A 24,629-nucleotide genomic window follows, 5' to 3' on the forward strand; every position below is an offset into this window, starting at 1 on the left:
GAATCGGGTGGGGGCGGGTTCGGGGGACGCGCGGCGGCGCGGTGCCGAAACGTCGAGCGCGGCATTCTAGCACCGCTGCACGACGGGTGCCGGCAGGGCGAGACAAGGCCGCACGGATCGGGTAGAATCTCGCGCTCGCCTGATCGGGCGTGCCGGTTTCCTGGCCGGCGTGAAGTGTCCCGAGCGGTCCCGGGCGCGTGGAGAACGCATCTTGCGTGCCACGCGGTCAGGCGACAGAAAATGCGCGTGAGTGGCGAAATTGGTAGACGCACCAGGTTTAGGTCCTGACGCCCGCAAGGGTGTGCCGGTTCGAGTCCGGCCTCACGCACCAGAAGTCGGACCAGCACCCGTCAGGGTGCCGTTCCCGAAAAAGCGCTGTCGGTCGGCTGACCGCAGCGCTTTTTTGTTTCTGCCGATTTTTCTCGGCAGGCGAGCGCGTACTGAAATTCCGACGTGTGTAATATCGTGATCGCAATTCATAAGAAGCACGATTACACCGAGGGGCCACTGATGAAAGATATCGTCCGCATCCCGATTTCCATTCTTGTGCTGATGCTGGCCGCGCCGGCATTTGCCAATACACCTGCCGACAACGTCGCATGGAGCGCCAAGCCGGTGCAGGCGGTTGCATCGTCGCCGGATTGCACCGCGTACTCGGGGCGATTGATCTCGAGCGGCGCGCCGCTATCGACGGAAACCGTGCTGAAATCGGTCGGCACGGCGCTGGCTGTTTCCGCGCTCAGTGTCACCGCCGGATTGTTAGGCGGCAGCAGCACGCAATCCGTGCGCGCATGCCGGCCTGCCGATGGTTTGTAACTGAGCGACAGGCATCGTAGCGTTGTTCGATAAGCAAGCGCCGCGCGTCGCCCGACCGCGGCGCTTTGTCGTTTCTGGCGCGCCTACTCCCAGAAGCTCCGGATCGCGACCGCCACGATCACCGGCACCGAGAACACCAGCGGGATCGCGAAATACTGCGCTTCGCGATCGACGATCCAGCTATAGATCACCCACGCCGCGCCGATCGCGAACGTGATGAGGCCGACCGCCACGGCGGCGATGTTCAGGGCCAGCTTCGAAGGTTGGCGGCGCGTTTTGGCATTGTCGTTGTTATCGCGCGGGGACGATTTCATCGGAAGAGTGCGGCTTCGGGCCGAAACAGGGGTAAAAGCACAGGAAACCCCATCCGCACGGATCGCGCAAGGGCCGGTGCATGCCGGCCCCGTCATGTTCATTCCCGAGCGTTACAAGTTACAACCCGAACGACGCAGCCAGTTCGTCGAGCAGTCCGCGCTGGAACGCGACGAACCGCTCGCCGGGCTGCTGCGCGATCGCGAGGTCCAGCATCGGATCGGCGACGTCGGTGCGAATGCCGGCCAGCTCCTCGACGATCGCGAGCCCGCAGAACGGCACGTACGCCTCCGAATAGCCGCCTTCGTGAACGATCACGAGCCGCCCGCCGCAATGGCGCTGCGCGGCATCCTTGACCGCGCGCGTCATGAACCGGTAGCTGTCGGTATGCAGCTGCATGCGTGCGAGCGGGTCGACCGCGCTCGCATCGAGGCCGCTCGCAACGACGATCAGCTCGGGCCGGAAACGTTTCAGCGCCGGCAGCACGATCCGCTCGAATGCGTAGCGATACGCGTCGTCGCCGCTGCCCGCGAGCAGCGGCACGTTCAGGTTCGCGCCGATGCCCGCGCCTTCGCCGCGATCGTCTGCGCCGCTGTAGCCGGGCGGGAAGCAGCGGTCCTGGTGCAGCGAGATCGTCAGCGTGTCCGGATCGTCGTAGTAGATCGACTGCGTGCCGTTGCCGTGATGCACATCCCAGTCGATCACCGCGACGCGCCCGATGCCGTGTTTCGCGCGGGCGGCCTCGATCGCGATCGGGATGTTCGCCAGCATGCAGAAGCCCATCGGGCGGTCGCGCAGGCAGTGATGGCCGGGCGGCCGAGACAGCGAGAACGCATTGGCCGCGCGCTCGCCGACGACCGTGTCGATGGCCGCGATCGCGAGGCCGGCCGACAGCGCGGCGATCTCGTAGCTGCCCTTGCCGAATGGCGCGAGATCGCCGAGGTCGCCGCCGTTCGCGTCGCTGAGTGCGCGGAACGCGTCGAGATAGTGCGCCGGGTGAATACGCAGCAGGTCGGCGGCCGAGGCCGGGTTGGCGCCGCGCAGGTCGAGTTGCGCGGCAAGGCCCGAAGCCTGTACGAGCGACAGGAAGCGGCGCTTCGAATCGGGCGATTCCGCGTAGCCCGCGCTCGATGGCGGCTGGACCCAGCCGCCGACCGGGAAGAACAGCGCGTGCGTGCCGCCGGTGTGCCAGAAAGTGCGTTCGTCGGTGAAGAAGGCAGTGCGATTCATGGATGTGCGTGACCTGTCACGGTTGGGAGGAAACGGCGGGGCGCGCGCGGCGATCGATATGGCGCAGCGCGGCGAACGAGACGATCGCGACGGCCGTCGCGGCCGCGAACAGTGCGCGCATCGTGCCGCCGGCGTCGAGCATCAGCCCGGCGAGCAGCGGGCCGGCCGCGAGGCCGGCGCCGATCATGAAATTGAGCGTCGCGACGAGGCGGCCCGACGTGTCGATCTGCGCGACGGTCGCGAGGATGAACGGCAGCACGAAGGTCCATGCGAACTTGAACGCGAAGATCGCCGCGCTGTAGCCGCCCGCGTGCCGCATCGCGGCGAGTGCGACGAGCGAGGCCGCGAGCAGCGCGTAACCGGCGGCCAGCATCGCGCGCCGCGCGAGCCGGCCGCCGGCGCACGACGCGAGCGCCGCGCCGGCGATTCCCATCACGCTCGCGATCGCGAGCACGTTGCCGGCCGACTGCGGATCGAGCCCGGCATCCGACGCCGCGCGGCTCGCGAAGGTCCACACGCTGCCGATCGCGAGATAGAACGTCAGCACCGCACCGATTGCGAGCACGACGAAGCTTCGCGGCGTATGCGTTGCAGCGCCGCGTGCGGCTTGCGCGGGTGTCGTCCGCGTGCCGAGCGACGACGGAAAGCCGCGCGACAGCGGTGCCGCGAGCAGCGCGAGCGCGGCGAGCGCGATGTACAGCGCGCGCAGCCCGAACGCGGCGAACACATGCGGCAGCACGAACAGGCCGATCGCGCCCGCGATCAACTGGCCGACGACCCACAGCCCGTACACGCGATCGCTGTTCCTGCTCGTCGCCGCGCTCGTCATGCAGAGCACCATCAGCGAGCCGCCGCCGAGCGCGGTGACGGCGCGCAGCGCGAGCAGCGCGGCGAAGCCCGGCATCCACAGCGCGGTCAGCAGGTTGCCCGCGCCGAACAGCGCGATCGCGAACGCGGCGACGCGGCGCGCGTCGACGCGGCCGAGCCACAGGTACGACGGCACGGTCGCGAGGCTGAACGCACCGAGTTCGACGAAGAAGTAGGTGCCGATCTGCGATGCGGACAGCCCGAGCTGCGTCGCGAGCTGGCCGGCGACGGCCGGCGCCACGAGCAGCAGCAGTGGCGTGATGGCCGCGAACACGACGAGCGCGACGAGCGTCGAGCGCGCGAACGTCGGCGTGCGGCCGTCGGGCGAGAGTACGGCATCCGGAGACAGGGATTTCATGGCGGGATCTCGTTGGGGGAATCAGAACAGGTGGTGCATGCCGACCATCGCGCCGAACTGCGGCGCGCCGGCGAGCGGCGTCGGGTCGTATTCGTAGACGGTCTGCGAACTCTGGCCGCTGTTGCGCGCATAACCTAGGTTCACGTACGCGACGGTGCGTTTCGACAGCGCGTACGTGGTGCTCGCGATGAACAGCGTCGGGTGGCCGATCGCCGGCGTGCGCGAGTCGGTGTGGTAGACGCCCGCGTTCAGGCCGATCCCGTTCGGGCTCAGGTAGCGCGCGCCGCCCCAGACGATCGTGCGCGCCGCATCGAGGTCGCCCGTCAGGCGCTGGACGCCTGCATAGACGGTGAGCGGCAGCGCGGCGAACGCATAGCGCGCGGCGAGCGTGCCGAGTTCTCGCCGGCGCACCGATGCGTCGTCGGTAGCCGACACATCGCCGTGCGCCTGATGCAGCACTGCGCTGACCGACAGGCCGTTGCTCGTGTACTGGCCGCCGAGTTCGAGCACGCGTCCGGCGCGCGTATTGCCGGCGACGCCGGCCGTCGCGGCGAGCGCCTCGACGTCGAAGCCGGCAAACGTCGGCGACTGGTACTTGATCGAGTGGTCGATGAAGTTCGCGCTCATCGGCACGATCACGCCCTGGCCGCTGTACGACGCATACCAGAGCGGGTCGTAGAACAGCGTCTTGTCGAACAGCACGCTGAACTGCCGGCCGACCGTGACGGTGCCGACGGGGCCGGCGATACCCACGTACGCGCCGCGAAAGAACGCGTAGCCGGGCGCGGTCGCGGTGCCGTCGTTGAGGTTGAGGCCCTGTTCGAGCTTGAACAGCGCACGCCAGCCGCCGCCGAGATCCTCGTTGCCCTTCAGTCCGATCTGCGAAGGCAGGATGCCGTAGTTCTGCAACTGCACGGCCGAGTGGCGCCCGTCGGCGTGCGTCAGGTATTGCACGCCGGCGTCGAGCGCGCCGTACAGCGTGAGGGTCGACTGCGCGTGCGCGGCGGCGCTGCACGCGGCGAGCGTCGCGGCGGCCGCGGCCGTGCGGATGAAGCTGGGTTTCGTCACGTGGGGTTCTCCATACCGTGCTGCATCGGTTTGTCGTTGGTGTTGTCGCGACGCAGTGTCCGCAGCGGGAAAACCTTCGAACAGTCGTACAGATGAACGGTGCGGAAAACCCGCGGTGCACGGCATGGACGCGGCGCGATGCCGCGGCGCGGCGTGCTGCGGAGCAGCAACGTGCCGCATACCGTTCAAATGGATGGGGTTGCCGCCGGTTCCGGCACCGTGGCCCGCCAAAAAAGCCGCTGGCTATAATCGGCGGTCTGCGTTGTGCGCGTCAGCGGCCCGGTCGGGCAGGGGAGCGGAAGGTGAGGATCACGACGGATACCGGGCAGGATCTCGAAGCGCTGCGCGACGTGCCGGCCGCCATCGTGCTCGACGAATTCGCGTGGCCGCCGCTGCCTTCGCGTCGTGCCGATTTCGACGGTGTCGCGCGCGGCGACGCATCGCAGCGCGAACTCGGGCTGATGCTGCTCGACCTGTACGCGGTCGCCGCGCAGTCCGGCATCGGCGAATTCGAATACCGCTTCTTTACGCTGCTGCAGGCGCTCGTCCCGTTCGACGCCGCATGGACGGGCGTCGCGACGCATGCGTCCACCGGCCCCGTGATGCACAACAGCTTCCTGTACCGCCTGCCGCACGCGTTCTTCGGCGACTGGAAGCGCGTGCGCGATTGCGACCCGTTCGCGCACCGCACGCTGCGCGGCGCGCACGGACGCGCGGTGCGGCTGTCGGTCGTCGAGCCGGGGCTCGATGCGCGGTTTCGCGACTGGTGCGTGAAGTACGGGCTCGCGCAACTGATGTTCGTGTGCACGCTCGATCGCCGCTTCGGCCTGACGACGTTCATGTCGATCTACCGCCAGGGCCTGAATCGCCCGTTCAGCGACGATGATGCGCGCCGTTTCGAGGAAGTGATTCCGCATCTCGCGGCCGCGCTCACGATCAACCGCGCCGCGCAGCTCACGCGCGAGCGCGGCGATACGGTCGCACCGGCCGCACGCGCGCTGTGCGACAACTTCGGGGTGCTCCATCACGCCGATCACGCCTTTGACGACGTGCTGCGCGCCGAATGGCCGGCGTGGGCCGGCGCGCGCGTGCCGCAGCCGCTCGTCGCACACCTGCGGCGCCAGTCGGGCCAGCCGTTCGTAGGCGATGCGCTGCGCATCCAGTGCGTGCCCGTCGCGGGGCTGTTCCAGATCGAGGCACGGCCGCGCTCGCTGCTCGACCGGTTGAGCCCGCGCGAGCTGGCCGCGATCCGTTATTACGGCGCCGGCCGTTCGCACAAGGAAGTCGCGCAACAGATGGCGATTTCACCGACGACCGTGCGCCACTACCTGCGCTGTGCGTACCGCAAGCTCGGCATGCACGACAAGAGCCAGATCGCGGGCGTGCTCGGCGCGACGGGCGGCGCGACCGATGACGAACCGGTGGAAGCGGGCGGCGAGCCGCGCTGAATCGCTCGCACGCGGCACGCTCCCGCCCTAATGGTTGTATCCGCAACCATTGAGCGTTATGCTCGTCAGCTCCCGGGAGACGGAATTCCATCATGAACGACACGAATTCAGGGTCGATGCGCGCGGCGGTGGTCGGTGTCGGCGCGATCGGCGGATTGCTCGCGGCCGCGCTGTCGCGGGCCGGCATGACCGTGAGCGCGTACGCACGCGGCGCGACGCTCGACGCGCTGAACGCGCATGGCGTACGCGTGATTGACGAGGCGGGCGTCACGTCGTCGGTGCCGGTGCGCGCGAGCGACGATGCGGCCGCGCTCGGCGTGCAGGACTACGTGGTGATCGCGCTGAAGGCGCAGGCGCTGCCGGCGCTGGCCGCGCGCATTGCGCCGCTGGTCGGGCCGGACACCGTGATCGTCGCGGCGATGAACGGGCTGCCGTGGTGGTTCACGCACGGGCTCGAAGGGCCGATCGATGGCGTGCCGCTCGACGCGGTCGATCCGGCCGGCGCGGTGTCGGCGGCGCTGCCGCCCGCGCAGGCGATCGGCTGCGTCGTGCACCTGTCGTCGAGCACCGACGCGCCGGGCGTCGTGCGCCGCGGGCGCGGCAACCGGCTGATCGTCGGCGCACCCGATCCGCGGCTCGACACGGCCGCCGCACGCTTCGCCGCGGCGCTCGCGGCGGGCGGTTTCGACGTCGAGTCGACGCCGGCGATCCGGACCGAGATCTGGGCGAAGCTGTGGGGCAACATGAACATGAATCCGCTGAGTGCGCTGACGGGATCGACGGCCGAGCAGTTGCTCGACGATCCGTTCACGCAGGATCTCGCGCTGCGGATGATGGAGGAGGCTGCCGCGATCGGCGCGAAGCTCGGCCTGTCGACAGGGATGAGCGGGCCCGAACGGATCGCGGTCACGCGCAAGCTCGGCGCGTTCAGGACGTCGATGCTGCAGGATTTCGAAGCGGGGCGTCCGCTCGAGATCGGGCCGATCCTCGGCGTGTTTCCTGAGCTCGGGCGCAAGCTCGATGTGCCGACCCCGTATTGCGACGCGGTGCTCGGGTTGCTGCGCCAGCGCGCGGCCAACAGCGGGTTGTAGCGTCTGCGAGCCTGATGGATTCGCGGTCGCGGGCAACGCGGCGAAGCGCGATCCTTGGCGGGTGTCGCCGCATGATGCAAAACGGGCCGCCCGGCCGCTGGTCATGCGGCCCGGGCGGCCCGTCGAATTCGTCGGATCAATGCTGCCGGCAGCGCTTGATCGTCTGGCGATGCGGAGCCCGCCAGGCTCAGTCGTCCCGCTCGGTTGCGTGCGCGACGACCTTGTCGAGCAGCCGCTCGAACGTCTGGCGTTCGCTGTCGGACAGGCACGCGAGCAACCCGTCGTTCCACTTGCGCACGATCGGCATGATCTTGCGATGCAGCGCGCGGCCGTCGGCGGTCAGCGCGATCAGCACGATCCGGCCATCCTCGTCGCTCGCGCTGCGCTCGAGCAGCCCCTGGCGCAGCAGCGCTTCGGCCGCGCGGCTCGCCTGGCTCTTGTCGAGATTGGTGTGGCGCGCGAGATCCATGATCGAGAACGGACCGAACGCGCCGACGGCGGCGATCACGCGTGCCTCGGGCAGCGAGATGTCGAGCTTGTGCCGGTACACCTCGCCGATCCCGCGGTCGGATCGCTTCGTGAGTGCATGGAGGCGATAGGTCAGAAACTGATCGAGCCCGGTTTGACGGCCTTTCATGTCGAATCCTGAAGAAAAAGGGCGGGCCCGATTGTTCCTGTATCGCGCGCTCGGGTCAACGGTCAGTGTGCGCCGTACTTCAGGCGTGTCAATTGCTCCGCTTCGTTCGCGAGCAGGTTCGCCGCGTCGCGGATCGCGACGTCGAGCGTGATCGGCCCGGGAGCCGGCGAGAAGCAGCCGGAAAAATGTTCGGACAGGCGCGGCAGCGCGGCCGGGTCGACCGCGCCCGACAGCAGCGACGCGGGCACGCCGACGGCCTGTGCGTGCCGGCACGCGATGAACGGCGCCTTGCCGTGCAGCGTCTGCACGTCGGAGCGGCCTTCGCCGGTGATCAGCCAGTCGGCGCCGGCGAGCGCCGCGTCGAGCCCGACCTGCCGCGCGACCACTTCGGCGCCGGCTTCGAACTGTGCGCCGAGCATGTGCAGTGCGAAACCGAGGCCGCCCGCGGCGCCGGCGCCGGGCAGGTCGCGGGCGCGTCGGTCGAGCGCGGCTTCGAGCAGGTCGGCGAAATGGCCGAGCGCGGCGTCGAGGGTCGCAACCTGCGCGGACGTCACGCCTTTTTGCGGGCCGAACACGGCGGTCGCGCCGTGCGCGCCCGTCAGCGGGTTGTCGACGTCGGACATGCCGACGAATTCCGTTTCCTTCAGGCGCGGGTCGAGCCCCGACGCGTCGATGCGCGCGATGTCGGCGAGCCGCGACGGCACGGGCTCGACCGGCTGGCCGGCCGCGTCGAAGCATTGCAGGCCGAGGCCCGCGAGCAGCCCGGCGCCCGCATCATTGGTGCTGCTGCCGCCGAGCGCGACGAAGAAGCGGCGCACGCCGTCGTCGAGCAGCGTGCGGATCGCCTCGCCCATCCCGCGCGTGCTGCGCGCGTCGACCGGCACACTCATGCCGACCGGGTCGGTAATGCCGACGATCTCGGCCGTCTCGACGATCGCGGTGCGCGGGTCGATCACGCCGACCGCCGCGTCGCGTGCCGCGAGCGACGCGCCGGCCACCCGCAGCGAGCGCCGCGTGCCGCCGCCTGCCAGCATCGCGTCGAGCGTGCCTTCGCCGCCGTCGGCCATCGGACAGCAGCGCACGACCGCGTCGGGGCGCGCACGGCGGATGCCGGTGGCGATCGCGTCCGCGACCTGCTCGGCGGAAAGCGAGCCTTTGAACGAATCGGGCGCGATGACGACGACAGGCGCGGACGGGTGGTGCGGCATGGTGTCTCCGGAAGGCGTGATTGGTGTGAAGAATAATGGGGCGCGACGGCGGCGCACCCTCAATCGGAGCTTACAGGATGGCGGGCCCGCGGTGGATACGGCATACGGCATAGCGGCGATCCGCGCGCATTGCCGTGCAGGGGGCTGCCGGCATGGCGCAGACGCATGCGCGTCGCGCCGAACTGGAGGTGCGAGGAAAATTGTTTGCTAGAATAGTCGATTCTTCCGGCCAAAGCCGTGCTCCGAGCCGCTTGCGCTAGCCATCCGGCGCGTGCAGGGATGGCGTGGCGCTCCGGCGCGGCGTGTATGCGTGAGACGTGTAGCGCCGCAGGCAGGCACGGCAAGGAAAACCCGATTCGCTCGAATAATTTTAGGACGATTGAAGCCATGGCTAACGTTGTTGAGAACCTCGGCAAGCTTGAACGCCGCGTGACGATTTCCCTGCCGAAAGACACCGTGCAGAAGGAAATCGACGCCCGTATCCAGAAACTCGCGAAGAACGTGCGCATGCCGGGTTTCCGCCCGGGCAAGGTGCCGCTGAAGATGGTCGCGCAGCAGTACTCGGGTCAGGTCGAGGCGGAAGTGCTGAGCGACAAGATCGGCCAGGAGTTCTTCACGATCAGCCGCGCGGAAAACCTGCGCGTCGCCGGCCAGCCGAGCTTCGAGCCGAAGCAGGAGCAAGCCGAAGATGCGTACGCGTTCGACGCGACGTTCGAGGTCTACCCGGAAGTGAAGATCGGCGATCTGGCGACGGCTGAAGTCGAGCGCTCGACCACGTCGATCGGTGACGCCGAAATCGACCGCACGCTGGACATCCTGCGCAAGCAGCGCGTGCACTACCACGCACGTGGCGAAGCCGGCGAGCACGGCGACGGCGGCGCGGACACCGCAGCCAAGAACGGCGACCGCGTGACGGTCGACTTCGTCGGCAAGATCGACGACGTCGCGTTCCAGGGCGGCACGGCCGAAGACTTCCCGTTCGTGCTCGGCGAAGGCCGCATGCTGCCGGAATTCGAAACCGCCGCGCTGGGCCTGAAGGCCGGCGAATCGCGCACGTTCGACCTGAAGTTCCCGGATGACTACCACGGTGCCGACGTCGCGGGCAAGACCGCGCAATTCACGGTCACGATGAAGAAGATCGAGTGGCCGCACCTGCCGGAAATCGACGGCGAATTCGCGAAGTCGCTCGGCATCGAAGACGGCGACCTCACGAAGATGCGCGCCGAGATCAAGGAAAACCTCGAGCGCGAAGCGAAGCGCCGCACGCAGTCCATCGTCAAGAACCAGGTGATGGACGCGCTGCTGAAGATTTCCGAACTCGACGTGCCGAAGGCGCTGATCGAGCAGGACCAGCAACGTCTCGTCGAAATGGCTCGCCAGGATCTGGCGCAGCGCGGCGTGCCGAACGCGAAGGACGCACCGATCCCGGCCGAGATGTTCGCCGAGCAGGCCGAGCGCCGCGTGAAGCTGGGCCTGGTGCTGGCCGAGCTCGTGAAGTCGAACAGCCTCGAGGCGAAGCCGGAACAGATCCGCGCGGAAGTCGACGAGTTCGCGAAGAGCTACGAAGACCCGAAGGAAGTGGTCCGCTGGTATTATTCCAACCAGCAGCGCCTCGCCGAGATGGAAGCGTTCGTCGTTGAAAGCAACGTCGTCGATTTCGTGCTGGGCAAGGCAAAGGTGACGGACAAGGAAGTGAGCTTCGAGGCACTCGCGAGCGCATCGGCGCAAGCGTAAGTGTCGCTCTAGCGGCGTGCCGGCTGTCGGAGCGACGGCCCGCACGCCGTTTTTACGTCAAGCGCACGGTTGCCATTAATATGGCGATTGAGCGGGCGGCTTCCTTCCGTTCAATTTTCCATTCGAACAAGGTTCATTGAATGATCACTCGCGCTGAATTGCTGGACATGCTTGCTTCGAACGCGCCGCAGGGTTTCGAGGCGCAAGCACTGGGGCTGGTGCCGATCGTCGTCGAAACGAGCGGCCGCGGCGAGCGTTCGTACGATATTTATTCGCGTCTCCTGAAGGAGCGCCTGGTGTTCATGGTCGGCGAAGTGAACGACCAGACCGCGAACCTCGTGGTCGCGCAATTGCTGTTCCTCGAGAGCGAGAATCCCGACAAGGACATCAGCCTGTACATCAACAGCCCGGGCGGGTCGGTGTCGGCCGGCATGGCGATCTACGACACGATGCAGTTCATCAAGCCGGACGTGTCGACGCTGTGCATGGGGCTCGCGGCCAGCATGGGCGCATTCCTGCTCGCGTCGGGCGCGAAGGGCAAGCGCTTCGCGCTGCCGAACTCGCGCGTGATGATCCACCAGCCGCTCGGCGGCGCACGCGGCCAGGCATCCGACATCGAGATCCAGGCGCGCGAAATCCTCTACCTGAAGGAGCGGCTTAACCAGTTGCTCGCGCAGCATACGGGCCAGGACGTCGAGCGCATCGCGCGCGACACCGACCGTGATAACTTCATGTCGAGCGAAGACGCGAAGGCGTACGGGCTGATCGACCAGGTGCTGCTGAAGCGCCCGTAAACTTAAGTGGGGTGCCGCCCCGATTCGCGCGGCGCCCCTGCTATGTTCCGCACGCCCTGAGCCTCTGCGGCAAGCGCATCCGGCCGGCTCCGGTCGCGCCCTAGGCGCGGCGTTCGGAGCAATCGGCGTATCATGTCATTTACCTGTCCGGAGGCTCTACATTCATGGCGGACAAAAAAGGTTCGAACAGCGAGAAGCTGTTGTATTGCTCGTTTTGCGGGAAGAGCCAGCATGAGGTGAAAAAACTCATCGCGGGCCCGTCGGTGTTCATCTGCGATGAATGTATCGACCTCTGCAACGAGATCATTCGCGACGAGGCGGCTGCCGCAGGCGTCGAGGCCAGCCTGTCCCGGTCGGATCTGCCGAGCCCGCAGGAAATTCGCGACATCCTCGATCAGTACGTGATCGGCCAGGAGCGCGCGAAGAAGATCCTCGCGGTGGCCGTGTACAACCACTACAAGCGCCTGAAGCATCTCGACAAGAAGGACGACGTCGAGCTGTCGAAGAGCAACATCCTGCTGATCGGCCCGACGGGCTCCGGCAAGACGCTGCTCGCGCAGACGCTCGCGCGGTTGCTCAACGTGCCGTTCGTGATCGCCGATGCGACGACGCTGACCGAAGCCGGCTACGTCGGCGAGGACGTCGAGAACATCATCCAGAAGCTGTTGCAGAACTGCAACTACGAGGTCGACAAGGCCCAGCGCGGGATCGTCTACATCGACGAAATCGACAAGATCAGCCGCAAGTCGGACAACCCGTCGATCACGCGCGACGTGTCGGGCGAGGGTGTCCAGCAGGCGCTGCTGAAGCTGGTCGAGGGCACGATGGCATCGGTGCCGCCGCAGGGCGGCCGCAAGCACCCGAACCAGGATTTCATCCAGGTCGACACGACCAACATCCTGTTCATCTGCGGCGGCGCGTTCGACGGTCTCGAAAAGGTGATCACCGATCGCACCGAGAAAACCGGCATCGGCTTCGGCGCGACGGTCAAGAGCAAGCAGGAGCGCGACGCGGGCGAAGTGCTGCGCGAAACGGAGCCGGAAGACCTGATCAAATTCGGTCTGATCCCCGAATTGATCGGCCGCCTGCCGGTGGTCGCGACGCTCGGCAAGCTCGACGAAGCCGCGCTGATGAAGATCCTGGTCGAGCCGAAGAACGCGCTCGTCAAGCAGTATCACAAGCTGTTCGCGATGGAGCGCGTCGAGCTGGAGATCCGGCCGGGCGCACTGCAGGCAGTCGCCCGCAAGGCGATCCGCCGCAAGACCGGCGCGCGCGGTTTGCGTTCGATCATCGAACAGGCGTTGCTCGACGTGATGTACGAACTGCCGACGATGAAAGGGGTCAGCAAGGTCATCATCGACGAGAACGTCATCGATGGGGACGGCAAGCCTTTGCTGATCTACGAGGACACGCCGAAGGTGGCGGGTTCGAACTGACCGGCTGGCCGACGATGTTCTGCGAAAAAGGCCGTTCATGAGACCGTGGGCGGCTTTTTTTCGTTTATCTTGTGGGTAACTCTGACTCGACACGCGGTGGTTACTTTCTTACCGAATATTTCCCGCACTTGAAGGCTTGCAATTCGTTGTGGCGGCCTCAATTACCGAACAATTGATTCCACTCATGGGGAAATGAAATGTCAGGCACCCAACTTCTCCCGCCGGAACGCATCACGCTCCCGCTGCTGCCGCTGCGGGATGTCGTCGTTTTCCCGCACATGGTGATTCCGCTCTTCGTGGGCCGGCCGAAATCGATCAAGGCCCTCGAAGCAGCGATGGAAGGCGGCAAGCACATCATGCTCGTCGCCCAGAAAACCGCGGCCAAGGACGAACCGACCGAAAAGGACATGTACGAGGTCGGTTGTATCGCCAACATCCTGCAGATGCTGAAGCTGCCGGACGGCACCGTGAAGGTGCTCGTCGAAGGCCTGCAGCGTGCGAAGGCACTGTCGATCGAAGAACAGGAGACGCAGTTCTCCTGCGAAGTGATGCCGCTCGAGCCCGATCATGCCGACAGCGCTGAAACGGAAGCGCTGCGCCGCGCGATCGTGTCGCAGTTCGACCAGTACGTGAAGCTGAACAAGAAGATCCCGCCGGAGATCCTCACGTCGCTGTCGGGCATCGACGAAGCGGGCCGCCTCGCCGACATGATCGCCGAGCGCCTGCCGCTGAAGCTCGACCAGAAGCAGCACATCCTCGAGATGTTCCCGGTCATCGAGCGCCTCGAGCACCTGCTCGCGCAGCTCGAGGCCGAGATCGACATCCTGCAGGTCGAGAAGCGCATCCGCGGGCGCGTGAAGCGCCAGATGGAAAAGAGCCAGCGCGAGTACTACCTGAACGAGCAGGTCAAGGCGATCCAGAAGGAACTGGGCGAAGGCGAAGAGGGTGCCGATCTCGAGGAACTCGAGAAGCGCATCAACGCCGCGCGCATGCCGAAGGAAGCCAAGAAGAAGGCCGATGCCGAGCTGAAGAAGCTGAAGCTGATGTCGCCGATGTCGGCGGAAGCGACCGTCGTGCGCAACTACATCGACACGCTGATCGGTCTGCCGTGGCGCAAGAAGAGCAAGGTCAACAACGACCTGTCGAATGCCGAGCAGGTGCTCGACGAGGATCACTTCGGCCTCGAGAAGGTCAAGGAACGCATTCTCGAGTATCTCGCGGTGCAACAGCGCGTCGACAAGGTCAAGGCGCCGATCCTGTGCCTCGTCGGGCCCCCGGGCGTCGGCAAGACCTCGCTCGGCCAGTCGATCGCCCGTGCGACGAACCGCAAGTTCGTCCGGATGGCGCTCGGCGGCGTGCGTGACGAAGCCGAGATCCGCGGCCACCGCCGTACGTATATCGGTTCGATGCCGGGCAAGATCCTGCAGAGCCTCACGAAGGTCGGCGTGCGCAATCCGCTCTTCCTGCTCGACGAAGTCGACAAGATGGGCATGGATTTCCGCGGCGATCCGTCGTCGGCGCTGCTCGAAGTGCTCGATCCCGAACAGAACCATACGTTCGCCGATCACTACATCGAGGTCGACTTCGACCTGTCGGACGTGATGTTCGTCGCGACGTCGAACTCGCTGAACATCCCGCCGCCGCTGCTCGACCGGATGGAAGTGATCCGTCTGTCGGGCTACACGGAAGACGAGAAGGTCAGCATCGCGCAGCGTTACCTGCTGCCGAAGCAGAAGAAGAACAACGGGCTGAAGGAAGGCGAGATCGACGTCACCGAACAGGCGATCCGCGACATCATCCGCTACTACACGCGCGAAGCCGGTGTGCGTTCGCTCGAGCGGGAAGTGTCGAAGATCTGCCGCAAGGTCGTGAAGATGCTGCTGCTGAAGAAGGCATCGGGCGCGATCAAGGTCGATGGCGAGAACCTCGATACGTTCCTCGGCGTGCGTAAGTACGACTTCGGCCTCGCGGCGAAGGAAAACCAGGTCGGTCAGGTGACGGGCCTCGCGTGGACGGAAGTCGGCGGCGACCTGCTGACGATCGAAGCCGCGGTGATGCCGGGCAAGGGCAACGTGATCCGCACGGGTTCGCTCGGCGACGTGATGAAGGAGTCGGTCGAGGCTGCACGTTCGGTCGTGCGCTCGCGTTCGCGCCGTCTGGGCATCAAGGACGAAGCGTTCGAGAAGCAGGACATCCACATCCACGTGCCGGAAGGCGCGACGCCGAAGGACGGTCCGTCCGCCGGCGGTGCGATGACGACCGCGCTGGTGTCGGTGCTGACGGGTATCCCGGTGCGAGCCGATGTCGCGATGACGGGCGAAATCACGTTGCGTGGCGAAGTGCTGCCGATCGGCGGGCTGAAGGAAAAGCTGCTGGCCGCGCATCGCGGCGGCATCAAGCTCGTGCTGATTCCGGAAGAGAACGTGAAGGATCTCGCGGACATTCCGGACAACGTGAAGAACGCGATCGAGATCGTGCCGGTCCGCTGGATCGACAAGGTGCTGGAGCTCGCGCTCGAGCGTTCGCCGACTCCGCTGCCGCCGGAAGAAGAAGCGAAGGCAGCAGCGCCGGTCGGCGAGGCGGCGAAGGATGCCGGCTCGACGGAAGTCGTCAAGCACTGAGACCCTGAACGCCGTCCTTCCTGACGGTTGTTCACAAAACCCGCGGCGTGTCCGCGGGTTTTTTTATGCGTGGCGGAATCGCGAGCGAGGGCGGCAGAAAAAAATTCGCGTCCAGGCTTGGCAAAATGATCGGGGATGAATTAAACTTGCGGGCTCGCTGGTTGTTGATGCGGAAACGCAGATCGCAGCCGGAACGAATCGGGAACGGGTGCTTAGCTCAGCTGGTAGAGCGGCGCCCTTACAAGGCGTAGGTCGGGGGTTCGAACCCCTCAGCACCCACCAGTTTCTGATTCAGCCAGACCAAGGAGCGGTAGTTCAGTCGGTTAGAATACCGGCCTGTCACGCCGGGGGTCGCGGGTTCGAGTCCCGTCCGCTCCGCCAAACAAACGAAAGTGCCCGCCTCGTGCGGGCATTTTCGTTTGTGCTGTCCGGTTGTTGCGCCCGTTCTCGGGCGCGTGACTGCGGAGCGGAGGAAGCCGCCTGCGCGGCTTCCGGCGGGACTCGAAGGGCTGCGCCTGCAAGCGCAGCCGCGGCCTGCGGGATGTAGGCGAGTCCCGTCCGCTCCGCCAAACAAACGAAAGTGCCCGCCTCGTGCGGGCATTTTCGTTTGTGCTGTCCGTTGCGCCCGCTCGCTGCACGTCTGCTTTTCTCCCGTCCCACCCCGTATGTTGTAATATCGGTCGTTTTGTCCAATTTTCCCGTCACGCATGCTCGATTTCTTCCGTAATCACCAGCGCCTGATGATGGCGCTCCTGCTCCTGATCGTATTGCCGGGGCTGGGTTTCGTCGGGATCCAAGGCTTCCGCGGCTTCTTCGACGATAGTGCGAACGCCGCGGCGGTCAACGGGCACAAGATCACGCGGGTCGAATTCGACGGCGCGTTCCGCCAGCAGATCGACCAGGCGCGTCAGGCGCTCGGCGGGCAGTTCGACATCAAGATGTTCGATACGCCCGAGCATCGCAAGCAGGTGCTCGACGGTCTGATCCAGCAGCGCGTGCTGGCCGATGAAACGCAACGCCTGCACCTGACCGCGTCCGACAATGCGGTGCGCGATGCGCTGATGAGCGACCCGATGATCGCGTCGCTGAAGAAGCCCGATGGTTCGATCGACGTCGAGCGTTACGCGCAACTGCTGTCGTTCCAGGGGATGACGCCCGAGCAGTACCAGGAGCGCGTGCGCTACAGCCTCGCGCTGCAGCAGATTCCGGCCAGCATCGTGTCGAGCGCGTTCACGCCGAAGAGCCTCGCGCAACGCCTGTCCGAACTCGCCGCGCAGCAACGCGACGTGCAGGCGCTCGTGCTGAAGACGAGCGACTACGCATCGAAGGTCCAGCCGACCGACGCGCAGCTCGCCGCGTACTACGACGCGCACAAGCAGAGCTTCGCGACGCCCGAGACCGCGACGATCCAGTACCTCGTCTATTCGCCGGCCGCGGCGGCCGCAAGCGCGCAGCCGACCGATGCGGACATCAAGAAGTTCTACGACGACAACCCGACGCACTTCCGCACCGAAGCGCAGGTTCGCGTGAGCCACATCTTCATCGCCGCGGCGAGCAGCGCAAGCGCGGCCGACAAGGCGGCCGCGAAGGCGAAGGCCGAGCAACTGCTCGCCGACGTGAAGGCGCATCCGGACCAGTTCGCGCAGATCGCGCAGAAGAGCTCGCAGGACGCGCCGTCGGCCGCGAAGGGCGGCGACCTCGGCTTCATCACGCGCGGCTCGACGGCGGGCGGCAAGGCGTTCGATGATGCCGCGTTCGCACTCAAGCAGGGCGACGTGAGCGGTGTCGTGCAGTCGGATCTCGGCTTCCACGTGCTGAAGGCGACCGAAGTGAAGCCGGCGGCCGTCAAGCCGTTCGAGGAAGTGAAGGACCGGATCGCGACCGACCTGAAGCAGCAGTACGCATCGAAGGCGTTCACGGACAACGCGGAAGGCTTCACGTCGACCGTCTACGAAAAGGCGAAGACGCTGCAGCCGGCCGCGGACAAGTACAAGCTGACGATCCAGACGGCCACCGTCACGCCGACGCCGAATCCGCAACTGCCGCCGACGAGCCCGCTGAACAATCCGAAGTTCCTGGCCGCCGTGTTCGCGAACGACTCGGTGAAGAACCAGAACAACACGCAGGCGATCGACGTCGGCAACAACACGCTGATCTCGGCACGCGTGACCGACTACAAGCCGGCTGCCGTGCCTGCGCTCGATGCGATCAAGGACGTCGTGCGCCAGAAGGTCGTCGCCGAGCAGGCCGCGGCACTCGCGCAGAAGGACGGTGCGGCGAAGCTGGCCGAGCTGCAGAAGTCGAAGTCGACCGACGGGTTCGCGGCAGCGCAGAAGGTGTCGCGCACGCAATCGCAGGGCCTGACGCCGGCCGCGCTGAGCGCCGTCTACAAGGTCGATGCGAAGACGCTGCCGGCTTACGTCGGCGTCGATCTCGGCGCGGACGGCTACGCGATCTACCGCGTGAACGCGGTGATCCCGGGCACGGCCGTCGATCCGCAGCAACTGGCGGCCGCGCAGCAGCAGATGGCGCAGGTCGACGCGCAAAGCGAAGGCGAAGCGTATCTCGCCGCGCTGCGCGATCGCTCGAAGGTGAAGCTGTACGGGACGACGACCAGCCAGTCGCAGGACGGCGACAACTGAGCATCGTTTCGCACGCAACAACAAAAAGCCCCGCTTCGAGCGGGGCTTTTTGTTTTCCGGCGGGGGGTACGACGTCAGCCGCGCGGCTTGCCGAGCAGCGGCTTCAGTGCAGGCCACACGTTGTCGAGCAGAATGCCCTGCGCCTGCTGCGCGGGATGCATCTGGTCGGCCTGGAACATCTCGGGCTTGTTCTCGATGCCGGCCAGCAGGAACGGCACGAGCGGCACGCCGAGATCCTTCGACAGCCGCGTATAGACGGCGTGGAACTTCTGCGTGTAGTCGGGGCCGTAATTGGGCGGCACGTACATGCCGACCAGCACGACCTTCGCCTGTGCACGCCGTGCGCCTGCGATGATGTCGCGCAGGTTCTGCTCGGTCGTCGCGAGCGGCACGCCGCGCAACGCATCGTTCGAACCGAGCTCGACGACGACGATCGAAGGCTTGAGCCGCTGCAGCACCGCAGGCAGCCGCGCGCGGCCGCCGCTCGTGGTGTCGCCGCTGACGCTGGCGTTCGCGACGCTATAATCGATTCGCTCGTTCGTGAGCCGCTGCCGCAGTAATGCAACCCAGCCCGTGTCGCGCGGCAACCCGTATTCGGCCGACAGGCTGTCGCCGAGCACGACGATCACCGGCTGGCCCGATGTCGGGGCCGGCGCCGTCACGGCGCGTGCGGGCGCGCTTGCGGTCAGCAGGGTGCCCAGCAGCGCGGCGAGCGCCGCGCGTTTTTTCCAGCGAAATGTCGTGTCCATGTTCAAGATTACCGATCCGATCATCGAAGTCCATGACGTGTGCAAGCGGGTCGCCGACGCAACGGGCGAGCTGACGATCCTCGACGGCATCACGCTCGCCGTGCGGCCGGGTAGCAGCCTCGCGATCGTCGGCGCGTCGGGGTCGGGCAAGTCGACGCTGCTCGGCCTGCTTGCGGGGTTGGACAGCGCGACGAGCGGCGCGGTTCGCCTGCTCGGCCGCGCGCTCGATCAGCTCGACGAGGACGAGCGCGCCGCGCTGCGCAACGGTGCCGTCGGGTTCGTGTTCCAGTCGTTCCAGTTGATGCCGCACCTGACGGCGCTCGAAAACGTGATGCTGCCGCTCGAACTGCGGGGCGGCATCAGTGCGCGCGACGCGGCCGATCGCGCACGGGCGCTGCTCGTACAGGTCGGTCTGGGCGAACGCACCGCGCATTATCCGAAGCTGCTGTCGGGCGGCGAGCAGCAGCGCGTCGCGCTCGCGCGCGCGTTCGTCACGCGCCCGGCGATCCTGTTTGCCGACGAGCCGACCGGCAGCCTCGATGCGGCGACGGGGCACGCGGTCATCGACCTGATGTTCGAACTGAACCGCACGCACGGCGCAACGCTCGTGCTCGTCACGCACGATGTCGAACTTGCACGCCGCTGCGCGACGACGGTGACGCTCGACGCCGGGCACATCGTCGAGCCGCACGCAGCGCAGCGCGGCGCCTGAATTTTCCTGCCGGCCGCGCGGGTTGCAATGCGCGGCCGGCGTGCGCATGACGCGGTCGCGTCAGCGCTTGAGCGCCGCGCGGGCGCGTTCGATCAGCGCCGTGGTCGACGAGTCGTGCTTCGCGGGATCGACCGACTCGGCGGACAGGTCGGCTTCGACGACCTTGCCGAGAATCTTGCCGAGCTCGACACCCCACTGGTCGAACGGATTGATGTCCCACACCGTCGCCTGCACGAGCACCTTCTGCTCGTAAAGCGCGATCAGCGCGCCGAGGGTGCGCGGCGTCAGCGCATCGACGAGCAGCGTCGTCGTCGGGCGGTTGCCGGGAAACGTCAGGTGCGGCGCGAGCGCTTCCTTGCCGGGCCCGGCGACCTTGCGCGCTTCGTCGAGCGTGCGGCCGAGCATCAGCGCCTCGCTCTGTGCGAAGCAGTTCGCAAGCAGCTTCGGATGATGGCTCGCGAGCGGATGTTCGGGCGTCAGCACCGCGATGAAGTCGATCGGCACGATCGTCGGCCCCTGGTGCAGCATCTGGAAGAACGCGTGCTGACCGTTGGTGCCCGGCTCGCCCCACGTGACGGCCGACGTCGGGTAATCGACGAAGGTGCCGTCCAGGCGCGCGGATTTGCCGTTGCTCTCCATTTCGAGCTGCTGCAGGTACGACGGCAGGTAGTGCAGCGCTTCCGAATACGGTGCGACGAGGTAGCTCTGCGAGCCGAAGAAATTCCGGTACCAGATGCCGATCAGGCCGAGCAGCACCGGCAGGTTGCGCTCGAGCGGCGCTTCGCGGAAATGGCGGTCCATGTCGTTCGCGCCGGCCAGCAGTTCGTCGAACTGCTCGGGGCCGATCGCGATCATGATCGACAGGCCGACCGCCGACCACAGCGAATAGCGGCCGCCGACCCAGTCCCACATTTCGAACACGTTGTCCGCGGCGATGCCGAACTTCACGACTTCGGCCGTGTTCGCCGACACGCCGACGAAGTGCTTCGCGAGCGCGTCCTCGGGGCAGCCGCGCGCGACGAACCAGTCGCGCAGCGAGCGTGCGTTCGTCATCGTCTCGAGCGTCGTGAAGGTCTTCGACACGATGATCGCGAGCGTTTCCTCGGGATTGACCTGTTCGAGCACGCGCGCGAGATCGGCACCGTCGACGTTCGACACGAAGTGGGTCGAGATGTCAGGCGTCGCGACGTGGTGCAGCGCATGCACGACCATCTTCGGCCCGAGATCGGAGCCGCCGATGCCGATGTTGATCACGTGGCGGATGCGCTTGCCCGTGTAGCCCGTCCACGTGCCGCTGCGCACGGCGCGCGCGAAGGTCGCCATCTTCGCGCGCTCGGCGCTCACCTGCGCGTGGAACGGCGCTTGCGGGTCGGTCGCGCGCAACGCGGTGTGCAGCGCGGCGCGGCCTTCGGTCGGGTTGACGATCTCGCCCGCGAACATCGCGTCGCGGCGCGTTTCGACGCCCGCGTCGCGCGCGAGCTGCACGAGCAGACGCAGCGTTTCGTCGTTGATGCGGTTCTTCGAGAAGTCGGCCGCGAGACCGCCGCCCGGAATCGTGAAGCGTTCGGCGCGGGTCGGCGCGCGGTCGTTTTCCGGCGCGAACCAGTCGCGCAGCCGGGCGTGGCGGATCTGTTCGAAGTGGGATTGAAGGGCAGTCCAGGCGGGGAGCGAATTCAGCGTCATGGCGGTTCGAGTGAAGCGTGAATCGGGAGGAATGCCGCGCCGGCTCATCGGGATCGGCAGGCCAGCGGACGAGAGGGCCCGCCGTGCGGCGGGGCAGTCAGTATAGCGGCGTTACGCGTTGGCGCGCGGCGACGGATAAAAAAGGCGATTGATCAGCGTGCGCACCATCGGTGCGAGTTCGCCGGCCGTGAGCCCGGCCGGGCCGGTGCCGTGCGCGGTCAGCGTGTCGGCCGCGAGGCCGTGCAGGTAGACGCCCGCGAGCGCCGCTTCGTACGGTGTGACGCGCTGTGCGAGCAGCGCGCCGATCAGGCCGCCGAGCACGTCGCCGGTGCCACCGGTGGCGAGCGCCGCGTTGCCGGTCGGGTTGATCGTCACGCGGCCGTCGGGTGCCGCAATCACCGTGCCCGAGCCTTTCAGCACGACGATGGCTGCATGGCGCGCGGCGAGCGCCTGTGCCGCCGCGACGCGGTCGCGCTGCACCGTCGCCGTGTCGCTGCCGAGCAGCCGCGCGGCTTCGAGCGGGTGCGGGGTCAGCACGCAGGGATTGCCGCGGGCGCCGCGCGTGGCGACGGCGGCCGCGAGGTCCGCGTGCGTCGCGACGAGGTTCAGCGCGTCGGCATCGAGCAGCGTCGCGGCGTCGTGGGCGAGCACGTCGCGCACGAGCGTTGCCGCGGCCTCGCGCGTGCCGAGGCCGCAGCCGGCCGCGATCGCGGTCATCGCGCCGAGGTCGAGGCCGTCGGCCGGATGCAGCATCAGTTCGGGGAACGGCGGGTCGTACGGCGGCGCGCCGGCGCCGAGGAAGCCGACGTGCACCTTGCCGGCGCCCGCGAACAGCGCGGCGCGCGCGGCCAGGATCGGCGCCCCGCACATGCCGGTGTCGCCGCCGAGCACCGCGAGGCTGCCGAAGGTGCCCTTGTGGGACGCGAACGCGCGCGCGGGCAGCGCCGCGGCGAATCGCGCGGGCGTGTTCAGCACGATGGCCGGCGCGGCGGGCGGCGCGACGTCGAGCGACGCGACGTCGATCTCGCCGGCGAGGTCGCGGCCGTCGCCCGTGTAGAGGCCCGGCTTCGCGCCGATGAAGGTGAGCGTATGCGTGGCCGCGACGGCGACGCCTGCGCCGACGATCCGGCCCGTATCGCTGTCGAGCCCGCTCGGCACGTCGAGCGCGAGCACGCGGCCACCGCACCGTGCGTGCGCGGCGATGCGCGCGGCCTGTTCGGCGAATGCGCCGTCGAGCGCGCGGCCGAGACCGATGCCGAACAGCCCGTCGACGACCCACGCGTAGCCGTCCAGCGACGCGGGCGGCGTGGCCGACAGCGGGACGCCGGCTGCGCGAGCGAGGCCGAGCGCCCATTGTGCGTCGTCCGGCTTGACCGGCACCGGCATCCACGCCTGCGTCGCGATGCCGAGCTGCTGGAGCTGCGTGGCGGCAACCAGCGCGTCGCCGCCGTTGTTGCCGGGGCCGACCGCGAACCACACGGGGCGGTCGTCGCCGGCGACGCGCTCGGACAGCCAGCGCGCGGCGGCGGCACCCGCACGGCCCATCAGCGTATGCGGAGGCAGCGCCGCGGCCGCGTCGGCTTCGGCCGCGCGCAAGTCGGCGACGCGCAGCAGTGCGATTGGATCGGATTCGGGAAGCGGGCGGGTAGCGGTCATCGCGGGATCGTGGCGGCTGGCAAGGATGCCGCCACGGGACGGGCCCGCGGCGGTCAGGTCGTGAAGCGCCCGGCGCGCAGTGCGGCGAGCGTATCGGCGGGCCAGTGCTGCACGTCGCCGCCGAGGTAGTCGGTCACCACTTTAGCAGACCCGCACGCGAGCCCCCAGCCGGTCGGGCCGTGTCCGAAATTGACGAACACGCGCGGATGCGGGGTCGGACCCACGACGGGCAGGCCGTCCGGCGACAGCAGTTGCGTGCCCTGCCACGACAGCGCGGCCGAGATCCTGGCGGCGCCGGGCACCCAGTCGTGGACGGCCTGGCCGAGCAGCGCGAGCGCGGCCTCGGACAGCGGCTCGGCAAGCGGCTTTGCGGTGTCGGTCAGGCTCTGCAGCACGGCGCCGCCGCCGATGCGCAGCCGCTGGTGGGTGCGTGTGATCGAGATGCGCTTGATCGAATCGACGACGCTCAGGTGCGGCGCGTGTTCTTCGTACGCGACCGGCGCAGTGAGCGTATGGACCCGCACCGGGTGCAGCGGCAGGCGCCAGCCGAGCCGTTCGAGCAGCGGCAGGCTGCCGGCGCCGGCGGCGACCACGATCGCGTCGGCGGAAATCACGTCGACCTCGTGCGCCTTCGCCGCGTTCCGGTGGCCGGACGGTACGAGTTCGACCGCGGCGCGGCCGGTATCGACGCGGATCGCGGCGACGTCCGCGCCGAAGCGGAACTGCACGCCGTGCTCGTCGAGCGTCTGCTTGACCAGTTTCGCGAACAGCGGGCAGTTCCCGGTGCGCTCGGTCTCGAGCAGCACGCCGCCGGCGAAGCCGGGCTCGGCCGGCACCGACGGTTCGAGCGCCGCGCATTCGTCGGCGCTCAGCGTGCGGTACGGCTGGTCGAGCGTGCGCAGCAGGTCGAGCGCGGGCTGCATCGCTTCCCAGTCGCGCGGATCGCGCACGACGTGCAGGATGCCGGGCTTCTGTTCGAATTCGAGTTCGAGACGCGCCTCGATGTCGGCGAGCGTGTCGCGCGACGCGTCGATCAGCGGTTGCAGCCGCGCGTACTGCGCGGCGAACGCATCGGGCTCGCGCAGCGCGCCAAGCTGCTTGACGAAGCGGCGCACGCCGCCGTTGAAGCCCGGCTTGTAGACGATGCCGCTGTCGCGCGGCTGGCGCTGGCGCATGAAGGTCGGGCCGAACCAGACGTCGAGCGGGCTCGGCAGCAGCGCGCCGCCGTCGCCGTAGGTCGCTCCCTGTGCGACGGTCGCGTGGCGTTCGACCACGCACACGCGATGGCCGGCCGCGCGCAACTGGTAGGCGGTGGCGACGCCGCTGATTCCGCCGCCGATGACGATGACATCCATGGATTGCTTCGATGACGGGCGGCGCGCACGCCGCCCGGTGAGGATTCGCTGAGGGCCCCGGCCCGGTGAACCCGGAATGATAGCGCCAAAATCGCGGGAACCGGCGCTGCGCGAGCAGGCGCCGTACGGCCGCGCGGAGGCCGCCGCCTGCCGCACCCGGGCGGGCCGGCCCGGCGGGCGGCCGTGCACGGTGCGCGCCGCGGCACCGTCGC

Annotated in this window: 19 protein-coding genes and 3 tRNA genes; 12 read left to right on the forward strand and 10 right to left on the reverse strand. The window is 67.6% G+C overall.

Translation table 11 applies throughout. The features are described 5' to 3' along the window. The first annotated feature begins 244 nt into the window (after positions 1-244). Together DM992_RS10845 and DM992_RS10850 are read left to right on the forward strand one after the other, a co-directional pair. Positions 245-331, forward strand: a tRNA-Leu gene (locus DM992_RS10845). Positions 332-465: 134 nt separating this feature from the next. Further along, the gene (locus DM992_RS10850) at positions 466-816 is read left to right on the forward strand and encodes a hypothetical protein (protein WP_239511267.1); all 351 of its coding nucleotides are present in this window, start codon (positions 466-468) and stop codon (positions 814-816) included. 83 nt (positions 817-899) lie between these two features. Here DM992_RS10850 and DM992_RS10855 read toward each other — a convergent pair whose 3' ends face one another. The 4 genes from DM992_RS10855 to DM992_RS10870 all read right to left on the reverse strand — a co-directional run bounded on the left by DM992_RS10855 (position 900) and on the right by DM992_RS10870 (position 4,651). Beyond that, positions 900-1,130 carry a hypothetical protein gene (locus DM992_RS10855; RefSeq protein ID WP_111016799.1) on the reverse strand — a complete coding sequence of 77 codons (231 nt, stop codon included), beginning with the start codon at positions 1,128-1,130 and terminating at the stop codon, positions 900-902. A 118-nt stretch (positions 1,131-1,248) separates the two neighbouring features. Next, positions 1,249-2,358: a class II histone deacetylase gene (locus DM992_RS10860; RefSeq protein WP_111016800.1), complete on the reverse strand. Its 1,110-nt coding sequence runs from the start codon at positions 2,356-2,358 to the stop codon at positions 1,249-1,251. Positions 2,359-2,374: 16 nt separating this feature from the next. After that, the gene (locus DM992_RS10865; RefSeq protein WP_111016801.1) at positions 2,375-3,583 is read right to left on the reverse strand and encodes an MFS transporter; all 1,209 of its coding nucleotides are present in this window, start codon (positions 3,581-3,583) and stop codon (positions 2,375-2,377) included. A 21-nt stretch (positions 3,584-3,604) separates the two neighbouring features. Beyond that, positions 3,605-4,651: a porin gene (locus tag DM992_RS10870; protein ID WP_111016802.1), complete on the reverse strand. Its 1,047-nt coding sequence runs from the start codon at positions 4,649-4,651 to the stop codon at positions 3,605-3,607. Between the two features lie 302 nt (positions 4,652-4,953). On the opposite strand from DM992_RS10870, the gene DM992_RS10875 reads away from it, so the two are divergent. Both DM992_RS10875 and DM992_RS10880 read left to right on the forward strand, forming a co-directional pair. Beyond that, complete coding sequence (locus tag DM992_RS10875; RefSeq protein WP_111016803.1) at positions 4,954-6,099, forward strand: helix-turn-helix transcriptional regulator; 1,146 nt, start codon at positions 4,954-4,956, stop codon at positions 6,097-6,099. A gap of 92 nt (positions 6,100-6,191) precedes the next feature. Continuing rightward, on the forward strand, positions 6,192-7,190 hold the full coding sequence (locus DM992_RS10880) for a 2-dehydropantoate 2-reductase (protein WP_162631635.1): 999 nt from the start codon (positions 6,192-6,194) through the stop codon (positions 7,188-7,190). A gap of 187 nt (positions 7,191-7,377) precedes the next feature. Here DM992_RS10880 and DM992_RS10885 read toward each other — a convergent pair whose 3' ends face one another. Beyond that, positions 7,378-7,827 (reverse strand): MarR family transcriptional regulator, encoded by a 450-nt coding sequence (locus DM992_RS10885; RefSeq protein ID WP_111016804.1) that lies wholly within the window; start codon positions 7,825-7,827, stop codon positions 7,378-7,380. Between the two features lie 62 nt (positions 7,828-7,889). Then, the gene (locus DM992_RS10890) at positions 7,890-9,035 is read right to left on the reverse strand and encodes a glycerate kinase (protein WP_111016805.1); all 1,146 of its coding nucleotides are present in this window, start codon (positions 9,033-9,035) and stop codon (positions 7,890-7,892) included. A gap of 387 nt (positions 9,036-9,422) precedes the next feature. Here DM992_RS10890 and tig point away from each other — a divergent pair, with 387 nt between their 5' ends. From tig to DM992_RS10925, 7 genes are all read left to right on the forward strand, one after another. Beyond that, complete coding sequence (gene tig, locus DM992_RS10895) at positions 9,423-10,769, forward strand: trigger factor (protein WP_111016806.1); 1,347 nt, start codon at positions 9,423-9,425, stop codon at positions 10,767-10,769. Between the two features lie 140 nt (positions 10,770-10,909). After that, entirely contained in the window at positions 10,910-11,563 is a 654-nt protein-coding gene (gene clpP / locus DM992_RS10900) for an ATP-dependent Clp endopeptidase proteolytic subunit ClpP (RefSeq protein ID WP_010092137.1), read from the forward strand. 164 nt (positions 11,564-11,727) lie between these two features. Further along, positions 11,728-12,999, forward strand: coding sequence for an ATP-dependent Clp protease ATP-binding subunit ClpX (gene clpX / locus DM992_RS10905; protein ID WP_006489345.1), 1,272 nt, complete (start codon positions 11,728-11,730; stop codon positions 12,997-12,999). Positions 13,000-13,196: 197 nt separating this feature from the next. Next, positions 13,197-15,620, forward strand: coding sequence for an endopeptidase La (gene lon / locus DM992_RS10910; protein WP_111016807.1), 2,424 nt, complete (start codon positions 13,197-13,199; stop codon positions 15,618-15,620). Positions 15,621-15,826: 206 nt separating this feature from the next. Continuing rightward, positions 15,827-15,902, forward strand: a tRNA-Val gene (locus tag DM992_RS10915). Positions 15,903-15,924: 22 nt separating this feature from the next. Continuing rightward, positions 15,925-16,001, forward strand: a tRNA-Asp gene (locus tag DM992_RS10920). Between the two features lie 326 nt (positions 16,002-16,327). Beyond that, positions 16,328-18,262, forward strand: coding sequence for a SurA N-terminal domain-containing protein (locus tag DM992_RS10925; RefSeq protein WP_111016808.1), 1,935 nt, complete (start codon positions 16,328-16,330; stop codon positions 18,260-18,262). A 74-nt stretch (positions 18,263-18,336) separates the two neighbouring features. On the opposite strand, the gene DM992_RS10930 is transcribed toward DM992_RS10925, so the two are convergent. Continuing rightward, positions 18,337-19,011, reverse strand: coding sequence for an arylesterase (locus DM992_RS10930; RefSeq protein ID WP_111016809.1), 675 nt, complete (start codon positions 19,009-19,011; stop codon positions 18,337-18,339). Between DM992_RS10930 and DM992_RS10935 the strand changes: the two genes are divergently transcribed. Beyond that, positions 19,010-19,723 carry an ABC transporter ATP-binding protein gene (locus DM992_RS10935; protein ID WP_111016810.1) on the forward strand — a complete coding sequence of 238 codons (714 nt, stop codon included), beginning with the start codon at positions 19,010-19,012 and terminating at the stop codon, positions 19,721-19,723. The two genes, DM992_RS10930 and DM992_RS10935, sit on opposite strands and share 2 nt — an antisense overlap. Before the next feature lie 60 nt (positions 19,724-19,783). Here DM992_RS10935 and pgi read toward each other — a convergent pair whose 3' ends face one another. From pgi to DM992_RS10950, 3 genes are all read right to left on the reverse strand, one after another. Beyond that, a complete protein-coding gene (gene pgi / locus DM992_RS10940) occupies positions 19,784-21,406 on the reverse strand; it encodes a glucose-6-phosphate isomerase (RefSeq protein WP_111016811.1) in 1,623 nt (540 codons plus the stop codon). A gap of 111 nt (positions 21,407-21,517) precedes the next feature. Continuing rightward, positions 21,518-23,062, reverse strand: a complete 1,545-nt coding sequence (locus DM992_RS10945) for an NAD(P)H-hydrate dehydratase (RefSeq protein ID WP_111016812.1) — start codon at positions 23,060-23,062, stop codon at positions 21,518-21,520. Between the two features lie 53 nt (positions 23,063-23,115). Next, complete coding sequence (locus tag DM992_RS10950; protein ID WP_111016813.1) at positions 23,116-24,417, reverse strand: FAD-dependent oxidoreductase; 1,302 nt, start codon at positions 24,415-24,417, stop codon at positions 23,116-23,118. Positions 24,418-24,629: the final 212 nt, after the last annotated feature.

The sequence above is a fragment of the Burkholderia sp. JP2-270 genome (assembly GCF_003233675.1).
Taxonomy (GTDB): Bacteria; Pseudomonadota; Gammaproteobacteria; order Burkholderiales; family Burkholderiaceae; genus Burkholderia; species Burkholderia pyrrocinia_C.

Coding starts and splice junctions, on each gene's coding strand:
- DM992_RS10855 (WP_111016799.1), bottom strand. CDS start 1,130: ATGAAATCGTCCCCGCGCGATAACAACGACAATGCCAAAACGCGCCGC.
- lon (WP_111016807.1), top strand. CDS start 13,197: ATGTCAGGCACCCAACTTCTCCCGCCGGAACGCATCACGCTCCCGCTG.
- DM992_RS10945 (WP_111016812.1), bottom strand. CDS start 23,062: ATGACCGCTACCCGCCCGCTTCCCGAATCCGATCCAATCGCACTGCTG.
- DM992_RS10925 (WP_111016808.1), top strand. CDS start 16,328: ATGCTCGATTTCTTCCGTAATCACCAGCGCCTGATGATGGCGCTCCTG.
- DM992_RS10880 (WP_162631635.1), top strand. CDS start 6,192: ATGAACGACACGAATTCAGGGTCGATGCGCGCGGCGGTGGTCGGTGTC.
- DM992_RS10930 (WP_111016809.1), bottom strand. CDS start 19,011: ATGGACACGACATTTCGCTGGAAAAAACGCGCGGCGCTCGCCGCGCTG.
- pgi (WP_111016811.1), bottom strand. CDS start 21,406: ATGACGCTGAATTCGCTCCCCGCCTGGACTGCCCTTCAATCCCACTTC.
- clpX (WP_006489345.1), top strand. CDS start 11,728: ATGGCGGACAAAAAAGGTTCGAACAGCGAGAAGCTGTTGTATTGCTCG.
- DM992_RS10885 (WP_111016804.1), bottom strand. CDS start 7,827: ATGAAAGGCCGTCAAACCGGGCTCGATCAGTTTCTGACCTATCGCCTC.
- DM992_RS10890 (WP_111016805.1), bottom strand. CDS start 9,035: ATGCCGCACCACCCGTCCGCGCCTGTCGTCGTCATCGCGCCCGATTCG.
- tig (WP_111016806.1), top strand. CDS start 9,423: ATGGCTAACGTTGTTGAGAACCTCGGCAAGCTTGAACGCCGCGTGACG.
- DM992_RS10935 (WP_111016810.1), top strand. CDS start 19,010: ATGTTCAAGATTACCGATCCGATCATCGAAGTCCATGACGTGTGCAAG.
- clpP (WP_010092137.1), top strand. CDS start 10,910: ATGATCACTCGCGCTGAATTGCTGGACATGCTTGCTTCGAACGCGCCG.
- DM992_RS10865 (WP_111016801.1), bottom strand. CDS start 3,583: ATGAAATCCCTGTCTCCGGATGCCGTACTCTCGCCCGACGGCCGCACG.
- DM992_RS10950 (WP_111016813.1), bottom strand. CDS start 24,417: ATGGATGTCATCGTCATCGGCGGCGGAATCAGCGGCGTCGCCACCGCC.
- DM992_RS10860 (WP_111016800.1), bottom strand. CDS start 2,358: ATGAATCGCACTGCCTTCTTCACCGACGAACGCACTTTCTGGCACACC.